Genomic DNA, 12028 nt, shown 5'->3' with positions numbered 1-12028 from the left:
TGCTCGTCACGCGCCCACCAACGCCCGCCAACTTGCTGTCGTCGGCACTTGCCAGGCCTCCTCGCTTCCGCATCAGGGCGACGGGTTCGGGTGGGTTTCGAACCGCGGGAAGAGTGTGGCACTCTCGCACTCGGATGACGTTCACGGGCCGGGGGTGTGATCATGGCCGGAGGTGGCGGGACAATAGGGCGACAACAGTGGGTAACCACTGCGGAAGGGGAACACCTTCGTGGTCGGCGGGTAAGGGATACCAAGCCCGAGGTCGCTCTCAGGACCGCGGTGCACCGGCTCGGTCTCAGGTTCCGCCTGCAAAGGAAAGTGACGCCGCGATGCAAGGCGGACTTTGTACTTCCCAAGTACCACGTCGCGGTGTTCGTCGACGGATGCTTCTGGCACGGCTGCCCCGACCACACCCCCGGGGAGTTCCGAGGCCCTAACGCGGCACTCTGGCGAGAAAAGATCAAAACCAACAGAGAACGGGACACGCGCAACACCGAGCAAGCAACGGCTGCTGGATGGACCGTGCTTCGGATCTGGGAGTGCGAGATCCGACGTGATGTTGCGGGAGCCGCACAGCGAATCGCCAAGACCGCGGGCTCGAACGGCGCGGAGTGACGCCGACCGGCTACTCCTGACCGAAGGATAGAGTCAGCAGGTCTCCGGGCCGTTTCTTCCGGCTGGCACAGTGAGCGATGAGTGGACACTCCGAACACACGGGTTGGTCTTCCCTGCAGAGGTGCATACCGATCAACCGTATCGCGGCCATGCGTAGAGGTGCGTCCTCGCCCGCGCCCACGAGCTTCACCAGGTTGACGCGGCCCTCGCTGAGGCGGTTGGCGTGATCCGGCTCGATACCGTTCACCCGAGCCGCGACCCTCAACGTGCTCTGGCCTACCAGCATAAGGTCCTCTCCGATCAGCAGCCGGTAGAGAGCAGCCTCGGCTGGCTTCATGGTCAGCTTGGCGGGTACGTCGAACCGCTTCTTCCACTGCCAGTCATAGGACCTGTCCACCAGCGGAGCCAAACGGTTCACGCGGGCCTGGACCGATACCGAGGGCGCCGCGTCAACGAGCCTCCTGAACAGGGCTGCGGTGAGCGTCTTCGACGACCTGACGATCGTCATGAACTCCGCCATCACGGCTGGCTTGGCCTTCGCGCCCGAGACCATGGCCACCACGGCGGCATGAAGCGGTACGGGCTTCTCGCCGGGGAACTGATACCAGTCCCCGCCGACCAACCTCTGCCTCGCCCAGTCCGTGAGACCCCTCCTGACCTGACGCCAATGGGGCCGAAGTCCGGCAGGCATGGCAGTGGCGTCGTCACGAGGCCTCAGCACCTCCGCTGCGGCCTCGCCCAGCAGAGGAGGCACGGCGTTCCCGATTTGGCGGAAGGCGTCACTCCGGGTACCGGCAAACCGGAAATGGTCCGGGAACGTCTGAACACGTGCCGCCTCCCGCACGGTGAGCGTCCGAAGTTGCTGCGGGTGGATGTACCAGTAGCCGTCCTTGGCGATATGGGCGGTGATGGTACGACTGAGCTCGTCCCAGGCCAGCTTCTTGTACTTGTCCGTGTACTTCTCCGCGCTGTAGCGCTGGTACTCCCTCTCCTCCTCTGCCAGCTTCTCCTGGAGATCCGAGTACTTGGTGTCGGGCTCCATGACCTCGAAGATCCGGTGGTCGTCGACCCGGACTCTCCGGGTCATATGGTCCCAGACGACCCCCTCAGGTGCCTTTTGGCGCATTTTCTCGGCGAAAGCAGACGGGGCTCGAGGCTTCCGGTACTTCAGCTCCCGGTCTCCGACCTGTTCCGTCGGAACGACCTCCAGCTCGGGCAGGTCGCCGATGGCCTCGTGCAGGCTGGTACGCACAGCGTCGGGCTTCCGCCACGTGAAGTCGTCGACATCCCTCCTCGCCAGAAGGATGAGACGCTTCCGATGCTGAGGAACGCCGTAATGCCACGCGTCAACGAGCCGTACCTGCGTTGCGTAGCCGAGCTCCTCCAACTCCTCCTCGATCGTCCGAATGACGAAGAAGTCGTCGTGGAGCCCCATGTCGGGGACGTTCTCCATGAGGACCACGCGCGGGCTGATCCGCTTGACCATGTCAAGGTACGCGCTCCACAGCTCCTTCCTGCGGTCCTCCGGGTCGCGGCCATGGTTCTTGACGAGGTCGCGGATCTTGTTGCGCCCCGCCCTGCTGAACGGCTGGCAGGGAGGCCCTCCCGCAACGAGATCGATCTTGGCGGGCCTGAGGATACCTTCAAGCCTGTCGCGCTCGGCGGGGTCACCGAGATCCATCTTCAGGCTGAGCCCCGGGAAGTTCGCCCGGTGGGTTTCCAGCGCACGCTCGTCGAAGTCCACCGCTGCTGCTGTGGTCCATCCCGCCCGCTCGATGCCGGAGCTGAGGCCGCCGGCGCCAGAGAAGAGATCCACAGCCAGCCTCTTGCCCTTGCCGAAGCCTTCCAGCCAGTCCTGGAACCCCTCCAGCGTGCAGCTGTTCTCGTTCGGATCCAGCTTGAGGTAGTCACTGCGTTGAAGAGGTACGCCGTAGTGCCCCTTTTTCACAGCACAACCCTTCGTACGCGTGACATCAACCACGACCAGGAGAACACAGACACGCTCGTTAAAGCAAGAATTCCGTCGCAGTGGACATCAGGACGACCTGCTGCTCACCCGCTGTGCTCCCCCAGATATCGCTGTCCTCGGTCCTGCGCCCCAGGTCCGAACCGCTGGTCGACTCTGGGACGGCCAATCGTAAACGACTCAGAGATCATCATGTTCACCGGTTCGACGAGAGCGTCCGTCAAGGACCACGTGAAGTGACCCCTATCGGCCGGACACCTCGATGTCTGTCAGGGGCTCTTGGTGGATCTTCTCGTAGGTGTCGGGGCTGACGTTACCTAGACGGCTGTGTCGGCGGCGAGGGTTGTAGAAGCCTTCGATGTAGGAGAAGACCTCCATCTCCAACTCGTGACGGCTGGGCCAGGCGCGGGTGTAGACCAGTTCGGTTTTAAGGGTGGCGAAGAACGTCTCGGCCATGGCGTTGTCGTAGCAGTCGGCGACCGAGCCCATGGAGGCCAGGACGCCGCAGGAGCGTAGGGTGCGGCCGAACTCGAACGAGGTGTACTGGCTTCCGCGATCCGAGTGGTGGATGAGCTGGTCGCGGGCGGGTCGGCGGTGCTGGATGGCCATGCCGACCGCGTCGAGGATCAGTTCGGTGCGCAGGTGGTCGGCCATCGCCCACCCGACGACGCGGCGGGAGTAGGTGTCGACCACGACGGCGAGGTAGAGGAAGCCTTCCCAGGTGCGCAGGTAGGAGATGTCCGCGACCCACAACCTGTTCGGGGCGGTCGCCGTGAACTGGCGCTGGACCAGGTCCGGCGCGGTCGCGGTGGCTGCGGCCTTGCGGCGGGGCTTGCCGCGTCGCCGGCGGTGGGCGCCCTCAATGCCGGCCAGGCGCATGAGTCTCGCTACCGCTTTGCGGTTCCACCGGTGGCCGCGGTCATGGAGCTCGGCGGTGAGCCGGCGGGCGCCGTAGACGCCTCGATGCTCCGACCACGCCTGCCGGGTCACCTCGACCCGATGCTGGTCCTGGCGATGCCGGTCGGCGGCATGGTGCCGGCCGGCTCGGAGCCACTGGTAGAAGGCGCTGTGACCGACGCCGAGCAGCCGGCAGAGCAGACGGACCGGGTAGGAGGTCTTCTCCGCGTCGATGAACCGGTACACGTCGGCACGGTTCACCGCTCCGTCTCGCGTGCGAAGAAGACGGCGGCTTTTTTCAGGATCTCCTTCTCCAGCTCCAGCTGCGCGACCTGACGCCGCAACCGCACCAGCTCAGCCCGCTCATCCGCGGCCAAGTCGCTGGGCCGGCCGCCGTCACGTTCCTGCCGCATCCGGTCGACCCAGTTGCGCAACGTCTCGTGGTTGACGCCCAACTCCCGACCCACGTCACGGATCGTGCGACCGGAGTCGAGCACCAACGCCGCGGCCTGGCGGCGGAACTCCTCGGGGTACTTGCTCTGTCGAGCCACAGCGGTTTCCTCCTCCTCGGCAGGATGCCAAGTCAGGAGGTGTCCGGTCTCAGGGGGTCACTTCACACGCTCATACGTCCCTTGCTGGCTGAGGGGATCTGGCTGGAGCCAAGGCTCGGCGATGCCATCACGCAACCATCGGCGAGTGGCTGTTCGGGCGTCGCGGGACGAGGTGTCGGGTTGGCGGCGCGATGTTGGTTCGGACTTCTCCCCGCAGCCGTGACCGCGACCAACCGCGTTGGCCCTCTTGCCCAGCTCGGCACGCTCACTCGAGGCGTTGCTACGGGACGTCCGATGCCGCTGATTCCGGCAGACCTGGGCTGGTGCAGGCCGAATCGGGCCCGTTCGGGTGGCATCGAGGTGCTCGGCGGCGGGGGACCTCGCCTCGATCGTGGCCACGACCAGCCGGAACTGGGCCCGGACGGCGTCGGCGTCGGGCTGGTCGAAGATCGTGCGGACCTGGGTCGCGATCCACGGCTGTGCCGCCTTGGGGACCTTCGTCAACAGGTTGAGCAGGTAGTGGATCCTGCACCGCTGCCACGGCGTCCCGGGCAGGGCCGCACGGATGGCAGCCACGAGGCCGGCGTGGGCGTCGGAGATGACCAGACGGGCTCCGGACAGACCGCGGGCGGTCAGCGACCGCTGGATCGCCAACCAGCCGGCCCCAGCCTCTTCGGAGGCGACGTCCAGGCCCAACACCTCGCGTTGACCGTCGGCGTTGACCCCGACGGCGATCAGCGCGTCGACGTCGACGGTCCGCCCGTGCTCGCGGACCTTCACCGTCAGCGCGCCCATCCGCACCACTTCCGTGGACGCAACCCTCCGCCGCACCCGAAAGTTCAGCCGGCGTTAACACCGGAACGCACCGGAACGCACCGGAACGAGAACCGAGCGCATGAACAGGTCCGGGACCCAGTGCGACTCGTTCCTCCTGACGGATCCGGTCGCCCGGCAAGTTGACCAGTCGGCATCGACAACCTGGCTCGGCAATGGTGGCATCCTGTACCGACTCTGACCTCAAGCCCGGCCGGCGCCCTTGATGGCGCATCGGACTGTGGCTCGGCGAAGCCGCAGCACTGGCGTTGGGGGGTCGCCACGGCTCGGCCAATGCTGAACAATCGACAAGGCCAATTCGACAGGAGCGAGAGGACGGGGAGACTCGGGATGACGACGTGAGACCAGACGACGAGCTCCAGAGCCTCATCGACAGCCGTCGACAGGCGGCGCGCGATCTTCCCGGCTGGCGGTCCGCGCCGGAGCGGCTGCTCACGCTGCTCCAGCATGCGACTCGCCTCCGTGCAATGGAGATTGCTCGAGCGCGTGATAGCGATGTGCCATGGGAGTCCGTCCTCGCCCAGATCATCACGTGGCACCACGAGATTCCCGTGGGACAAGGGCCCTGCGAAGACGTAGAGGCCGCGGATATCTGCCTCGCCGCCCTGGAAGCGACCCGCCTCGACAACCTCCGCGGCACCCTCAGGGCCGGTGGTTACGAGGTTCGCCGTCGTGGCGAGGCCTTCCGGATCCGACACCGCTGGAATCCCGCAGTCGAGGCGGCCGACGCCTTCCTCGAACACGCCATCGCCCCTGCTAACCTTCCCGAAATCACGTCGGTCGAACGGGCGTGGATCCGGAGCCGGCCAAGAGCATCCCGAGAACTCCCCCCGGCGGATGTCCTCTGCGCGGCGGCGCAACGCGCAAAAACGGCTGTCGACGCCTACCGCCACGCGCTGCCGGAGGGAAACCTCCCCGACTCCTTCCAACTCGATGGCGGCCTGACCGTGGGCCAAGTCGCTGATGTGCTGTCGGTCGTCATGGGATTCGCCTCACTGTGCGAGGCGGCGGCGCGCATGCTCAAGCGCACCGAGACGACTCTGGCGAGCCTCCGTCGGACCACGCTGCTGGAGATGACGGCCGAGCTGCTTCCAACGGTTTCGACAGCATGCATCGACGCCATCATCGAACGTCTCACCTACGCTAGCGGCCGCTCCTGCCGCGTATCACCGCTGGCAAAGCTCGAGGACACCATCATCGTGTGCCCGCCGCTCATCACGCCTCGGGTCATTGACGCGATCATCCTGCGTAGTTCCGCGTACGACCCCGGCCGGTACGGGCCCGTCGGTCAACGGCAGGGAAACCGGGCAGTGAAGTGGAAGGACTGGCTCGGTCAGATACCTGGAGTCCTTGTGGCCGACCGGATACGAGCCCGGCGTCAAGACCGCCGAACGGCTGGCGACCTTGATGTGGTGGCGGTGGACCCGGGCCAGCGGCGAGGCCTCTGTCTCGAGATCAAGTGGCCTATCGACGCCATCTCGCTTCCCGAAGTCACCAAGATCGAGGACTGGGTTAGTTCAGCCGCCACCCAAGTCAACCGCCTCCGCACGGAGCTGACATCCGGCAGTGCCGTCGTGGAGATGCCCAAGGGCTGGCCCTCGTTCCCCGAAATCAGCTGGACGTGGGCGGTGGCCACGCCGCAGCAGCTCTGTCTGCGGCCACTGCCCTTCGACGAAATCTACGCGACGTCCTTCCGGTACATGGCCAGCCACGGCAAGCCCCCCTCGCTCAACGATGTCATCGACACGCTCACCTCTCCCGACCTGCCCGTCGATGGTGTCGACTTCAAGATCGACGCCATCGATTTTCTGCTCGGGCGGCAGAAGGTGGTCCTAGACGCCATCGGACTCAACCAGAAGGGGTGGGAGCCGCGAAGGTGGAACTCCTGAGTGCGTGGGCGGCACGACAGGGCTGCCTGGCGTCGGAGGCGTCCGTGGTCTAGGCCTGGCCTCAATGCCGTGGTCCGACCAAAGCCAGCTGGGGCAACGCCTTCAAGAGGGTTCACCACCAGCGGCTCCTGACCTTGATCTCGCGTACGGGTATCTCGGAGGGGTGTAGGGGACGTTCGACGACGGGACGCATCGTGTGGGGTGTGATGCGGTCGCGTTCGTGTTCCTCGGCGAAGCGGGCGGCCTGTTCGTGTTCGCCAAGATTGTCCAGGGCCTTGAGGAGGTCGGTCACCAGGATGTCGAGGCGGTGAGTTTCGGCTTCGGCGGCGAGGAACCGTTCGTGGTGGGTCACTGCCCGGTGGCCGCACCACTGGCGTAGTAGTTCGTGACGGGGCCGATCGTGGCGGCGGTACCAGTCGTACTCCCATTCCGGTGTCGTCGACCGGTTGTCGCGGCCGACGCGGTGCTCATCGCCGAACTTGCATTTGTGGCGGGACTGGGCTTCCTGTTCGATGACGAGGTCGAGGACCTGGGTCGGATGGGCACGGCACGCGGCCTCGGCCAGTTGGAGGGTGCCGGCCGGTGACAGGGTGGTCCGGCCGTCGTGGTCGAACCATTCAGCCGAGGCGAGGATGTCGTCGATCGGGCCGCCGATGATCTCGCTCAGCCGGACCCTGTCGTGGATGTCGGTGGCGCATGACACCGGGGACCAGAGCACTTCGGCTACGTCATCGCTGATCAAGAGGCCGAAGATCTCCTCGACGCAGGCCTCCTCGGTGCTATCGAGGCTCAGATCGTCGATGCGTTGCCAGTTCGCCATCAGCGCGTCGAAGGTCCCGACCTCGCTCCACGGCACCCGCAGCCGCGACCCTGGGGCCTTCTCCACCCGATCGTCGGGGTCGTCGAGGAATCTGATCTCGAGGCGGGCGCTGGTCTTCTTCGGCTCGACGGCCAGGATGCGGACGCGTTCGGACGGTGCGTGGTCCGACTGCCGGTACACCCACGTGCAAACAGAAAAGGAACGCGCAGGTAGCAAGCCAATGGGTACAAATAGAGCGTCGTCTTAGGAAACCGATGCTCTATCCCCTGAGCTACGAGGGCGCGAGCGCCCAGTCTAGCGACCTGGGGGTTCACCTGGGGTGGCAGGGAGTGGCCCACGTTCACCCACGTTCCCCGGAGCGCCGTTCTCCCAGCCCAGGACCACACCCCGAGTCTCCATGTGACTCCAGTTGATCTTGGCGGGCAGGGTGGAGTGGCCGGCGCAGTGGGCTCGCGTCGGTGGAGAACGTGCTGATTCAGGCGGCGGCGCGGATCGCTGGTGCCGGTCGACTGAAGGTCTTGCGGGTCGCGGATGAGTGCCCAGAGGACGTCGACGCGTCGTCGCGCGAGGGCGAGGATGGCTTGACGGTGGTTCTTGCCTTCGGCGCGTTCCTTCTCGTAGTAGGCGCGGGAGATGGGGCATTCTCTGGCTGCGGTGAACGCGGCCATCCACGGAATGTGGCGCAGTCTCCGGTGGTATCGGCGGGCAGGCCGATGGTTCCCGGAAACAGTGCCGGAGTCGCGGGAAACGGGCGCCAGGCCGGCGTGAGCCGCTTCCCTCCCGCCCCGAGGGTGTTCCTCTACTGGAACTGGCCGTAGTTCTGTTCGAGGCCGGCCCCGAGCAGGCCCTCACCTGGCGCACCGGTGGTCATATCCGCCACCCGCACGGCGCGCTGCCGGACCTGTTCTTCCCCGCCAACCGGTCATGGCTGGTCTCCGCGCTCTGGGACGACACCTGGACCTGCGTCGGCGGTCCGACACCCGTGATCCACACCCTCCAACGCGATCCCGTGGCCAATGCCTGCCAGGTCCGACCCGACGAGGACGCACTGCCACCGGGGCTGACCCGCGAGTGACGACTGAACCAGGACCGAGCCGGTCCAAAAGTTCGCACATCTCCGGTTATTGGATCGGTAGCCGGACGGTAGACGGGTCGACGAGCGTGAAGCCGGTGGCAGTGCGTACGTGCAGCTTGCTGCCGGCGAACTTGCCACGATCGCTGGGCCACCACACACCCCAGATGCCGTTCCTCAGCGTGGCGCTCACTCGAAGTCCATTCGCCAGTACCACGTCGACGCCAGTCACCGCGGCACCGCTCAGGCCGAACATCTGAAAGGCTTGAATGCCGCCCTCTGACGGCTGCTGCAAAACGCCGCCGAGCACCAGCACGGCACTGTCTTGCGGCATGGTGAACGGTTTGTCGGTAACGGTGGCCGCCATGAGGTTGAGCCCATTGCGCCCGTCGGCCTTCAGGCCGGACAGGGCGATCAAAGGGTCCCTGGAGGTGCCGCTACCCATGGAGACATCGACGCAGAAGGTGAAACCGCCGCGTCGATCGACCAGCACCTCCCGTCGGTCCGCCGCCTCTCGGCGCGCCGGGACACCTCCGACGCCCACCCCGCCGACGCCGAGGTCGCTGCATTTCGAAGCCCAGCCCTCGATGTCTTCATCCGAAGCGGTCAGTGGTGGAGCGGCCTGCGGGACGGGCGTCCAAGCGGCATAGTTCTGCTGCGGTGGCTCGGGGTCGACCGCGAGTGCGATGAAGCCGACTGCCGCGGTCAGGACAGTGAGGCCACCGGCTATGGCGATACGCCGGTTCCGAATCGGCGCAGCCCCACGCGAGGCCTGAGCAACCAGCATTCGCCGGACGTCGGTGTGGCGCTGTGGGTCCAGGCGGGATCGCAGCTCAGTCATGACATCTCCTGTCGCTGTGTGGGGGTGGCGACTGGGCAGGTCGCGGGATCGACAATGCCGATTGAGCCTGTCTCGGCGTCAAGCCGGGACCGGGCCCGCGACAATCGTGATCGGACGGTGCCCACCGGTACGCCGAGCGCTACTGCCGCCTCGGCATAGGTGAGGCCCTGCCAGACACAGAGCAGCAACACGTCGCGGTCGGGCGGCCTCAGTCGCTCGAGGGCCGCCCGCAACCGGGCGAGGTGTCGCTCGTCATCGAGCCGTCCGGCGACCTCCTCGGCGTGGTCGGGCGTGGCCGAAGCGGGAGCCAGCCGTTCCAGCGCCCGTCGATGCCGCACCGCGGTCCGCCAGCGATGCTGAATCGTCCGGCGAGCGATCCCGTACAACCACGGCAGCGCATTGCCGTCGACCAGCTCGACCTCACCCCGCCGACGCCACGCCTCCAGGAACACGGTGGAGACCAGATCATCGGCAGCGTCGATCGAGCCGGTCCGGCGGGCGCAGAACGCCCGGACGGCCCCGCCGTGCCGGTCAAAGAGCACACCGAAGCACTCGGCCTCCCCGTGGCGCGCTCTCTGCCACAGCTCGCCGTCGTCGGCCCGGATCATGTCCGCCGTCTCGCTCACACTCTCCTATGACCGTTGCGCCTGTCAGGTTCCACTTCCGGTAGCCCTACATCTGAACCAGCCCAGTGCAGCATGCTCGCCACAGCCGGCTCAGGTTCATGACACCGACAACGAGGGTGCCGCAAGGAGCCAAGCATGCTTGGCCTAGCGTAGTAGGCTGACGGGCATGGTTCGGTTCTCCGAGGATGAGCTGCACGCGGTTGTCTCCCGGTACGAGGCGACGCGGGCGCAGGCGTTGACCGAGCGGGACGAGCAGCTGCGGGCGTTTCATGCGGCCGGGTGGCGGCCGGTGGATCTGCAGCGGGTCACGGGGTACAGCCGGGAGACGATCCGTCAGGCGCTACGACCGGAAGTCCGGCGGGCGACCAACCTCAGCCGGCGCAGGACGCCACCCCAGCCGCCGGCGGACTATCAGCCCTATGGCGACCGGAAGCACTACGTGGTGGCCGAAACCCTCGCCGCACTGCATGGCCCGACCGGCGGCACGGTGACGCTTCCGCGTCACCTCGACTGGTCCGGGCACGCCGAGTACGACCTGAACCGGCCCGCACGCCTGGCCAGCATGTACAAGGTGGTGCTCACCGAGGCCAGCACGGCCGAGGATCTGAACACCTGGCTCGATGCCGACTTCCTCCGGCGGCTCTGGCCCACCCTCTGGCTGCCACCCCAGCTCCGCCAGCGCTGGGAGGCAGCCTTCCCCGAACTCGCCGCGACCCGCAGCGACGCGGCATAGCGGTGGACCCCTTCCACGAACGCCTCGCCCGGACCGGGCTCGGCGCGGCCCATCGATACGGCTTCGCGCTGGCCGGCGGTTACGCGGTCCAGGCCGCCGGACTCCTGGAGCGACCCAGCGAGGACGTCGACCTGTTCACCGCCTGGGACCGCCGCAACGAGTTCACCGCCGCGGTCACCGCCGTCGTGCACACCTACCGAGACGACGGCCTGACCGTCGAGACCGAGCGCCAGTACGACACCTTCGCCCGACTGGCCGTAACCGACGGAGTGCGGGTTTCCAAGGTCGAACTCGGCGTGGACTGGCGCGCCAACGAACCGATCCTCATGGCGATCGGACCGGTACTGCACCCCGACGACGCGGTCGCGAACAAGATGAGCGCCCTCTACGGGCGGGCGTTCGCCCGTGACTTCATCGACATCGACGCCGCGCTCCGATCCGGTCGCTACACCTGCGAAGCCCTCCTAGCCCTCGCGCAGCGCGCCGACCGCGGTTTCGACCCGCGCATCTTCGCCGACGCGCTTGGACAAGCCGCCCAGCTCGACCCCGACGACTTCGCCCAGTACGGCGTCACCGGCCCAGCGCTGGACAATCTCCGTAGCCGATTCGCGCAGTGGCGCCGCGATCTGCTCGACGCCGAGGAAGGGTGATTCGGCTCCTGACTCGCGGCAGCGTTGAGCCTGCACCCGGAGGACGAAGAAGTTCCAGCTGATCTTCAACAAGCGATCGCAGCAAGCCCGCGGAGTGACAGGCACGCGACGGCAGAAGATATAAAGCCGCAGGTCGTCGGCCTGCGGAGACCGGCGGAGCGTCGGGTAAGGAGTCTCCATGCGACTCCGGGTGATCTTGGTGGGCAGGGTGAAGTGGCCGGCGCGACGGGGTTCGCGTCGGTGGGTAGCGGGCTGGTTCAGGCTGCGGCGCGGACGGCTACCGCTGGTCGGCCGAAGGTCCTGCGGTCGTGTACGAGCGCCCAGAGGACGTCGACGCGTCGTCGTGCGAGGGCGAGAGTTGCTTGGCGGTGGCTCTTTCCACCCCATGCCGGGCAGGGTGACGGTGACGGTCTGCTGCCGTGCGGCGGTGACCATCGCTTCGGCGAGCTGAACGGCGTTCTTGACATGACCCCGTTGGAGCAGGGCGGTGATCCGGTCGACGCCGGCGTGCCGCCGTCGCCAGTGCCTCGGACC

General features: G+C 66.7%; 10 protein-coding genes and 2 pseudogenes. 4 read left to right on the top strand and 8 right to left on the bottom strand.

The window, feature by feature from the left end; translation table 11 throughout:
* Positions 1-162 precede the first annotated feature (162 nt).
* On the top strand, positions 163-615 hold the full coding sequence (locus tag O7600_RS21990) for a very short patch repair endonuclease (protein WP_281590205.1): 453 nt from the start codon (positions 163-165) through the stop codon (positions 613-615).
* A gap of 10 nt (positions 616-625) precedes the next feature.
* Here the strand turns inward: O7600_RS21990 and O7600_RS21985 are convergent, their stop codons facing one another.
* From O7600_RS21985 to O7600_RS21970, 4 genes and pseudogenes are all read right to left on the bottom strand, one after another.
* The gene (locus O7600_RS21985) at positions 626-2563 is read right to left on the bottom strand and encodes a DNA cytosine methyltransferase (protein WP_281590203.1); all 1938 of its coding nucleotides are present in this window, start codon (positions 2561-2563) and stop codon (positions 626-628) included.
* 261 nt (positions 2564-2824) lie between these two features.
* On the bottom strand, positions 2825-3724 hold the full coding sequence (locus O7600_RS21980) for an IS3 family transposase (RefSeq protein WP_281590201.1): 900 nt from the start codon (positions 3722-3724) through the stop codon (positions 2825-2827).
* A gap of 11 nt (positions 3725-3735) precedes the next feature.
* The gene (locus tag O7600_RS21975) at positions 3736-4029 is read right to left on the bottom strand and encodes a transposase (RefSeq protein ID WP_013289120.1); all 294 of its coding nucleotides are present in this window, start codon (positions 4027-4029) and stop codon (positions 3736-3738) included.
* A 345-nt stretch (positions 4030-4374) separates the two neighbouring features.
* A pseudogene (locus O7600_RS21970) lies at positions 4375-4824 on the bottom strand (transposase); the annotation flags it as partial.
* Positions 4825-5201: 377 nt separating this feature from the next.
* On the opposite strand from O7600_RS21970, the gene O7600_RS21965 reads away from it, so the two are divergent.
* Entirely contained in the window at positions 5202-6752 is a 1551-nt protein-coding gene (locus O7600_RS21965; RefSeq protein ID WP_281590196.1) for a hypothetical protein, read from the top strand.
* A 112-nt stretch (positions 6753-6864) separates the two neighbouring features.
* On the opposite strand, the gene O7600_RS21960 is transcribed toward O7600_RS21965, so the two are convergent.
* The 4 genes and pseudogenes from O7600_RS21960 to O7600_RS21945 form a co-directional block, all read right to left on the bottom strand.
* Positions 6865-7752: a hypothetical protein gene (locus tag O7600_RS21960; protein WP_281590193.1), complete on the bottom strand. Its 888-nt coding sequence runs from the start codon at positions 7750-7752 to the stop codon at positions 6865-6867.
* A gap of 494 nt (positions 7753-8246) precedes the next feature.
* Positions 8247-8330 (bottom strand): annotated as a pseudogene (locus O7600_RS21955) (hypothetical protein); the annotation flags it as partial.
* A 363-nt stretch (positions 8331-8693) separates the two neighbouring features.
* Positions 8694-9485, bottom strand: coding sequence for a hypothetical protein (locus tag O7600_RS21950; protein ID WP_281590191.1), 792 nt, complete (start codon positions 9483-9485; stop codon positions 8694-8696).
* On the bottom strand, positions 9482-10111 hold the full coding sequence (locus O7600_RS21945) for an RNA polymerase sigma factor (RefSeq protein WP_281590189.1): 630 nt from the start codon (positions 10109-10111) through the stop codon (positions 9482-9484). The genes O7600_RS21950 and O7600_RS21945 overlap by 4 nt, the downstream gene beginning before the upstream one ends.
* 166 nt (positions 10112-10277) lie before the next feature.
* Between O7600_RS21945 and O7600_RS21940 the strand changes: the two genes are divergently transcribed.
* Both O7600_RS21940 and O7600_RS21935 read left to right on the top strand, forming a co-directional pair.
* Positions 10278-10844, top strand: a complete 567-nt coding sequence (locus tag O7600_RS21940; RefSeq protein WP_281590187.1) for a hypothetical protein — start codon at positions 10278-10280, stop codon at positions 10842-10844.
* Positions 10845-10846: 2 nt separating this feature from the next.
* Positions 10847-11494: a nucleotidyl transferase AbiEii/AbiGii toxin family protein gene (locus O7600_RS21935; RefSeq protein WP_281590185.1), complete on the top strand. Its 648-nt coding sequence runs from the start codon at positions 10847-10849 to the stop codon at positions 11492-11494.
* Positions 11495-12028: the final 534 nt, after the last annotated feature.

Origin of the sequence: Micromonospora sp. WMMA1998, from assembly GCF_027497375.1 — a bacterium.
GTDB classification, from domain to species: Bacteria; Actinomycetota; Actinomycetes; order Mycobacteriales; family Micromonosporaceae; genus Micromonospora; species Micromonospora sediminicola.
The sequence above is the reverse complement of the archived record's forward strand: the minus strand, read 5'-3'. Positions and strand labels throughout refer to the sequence as shown.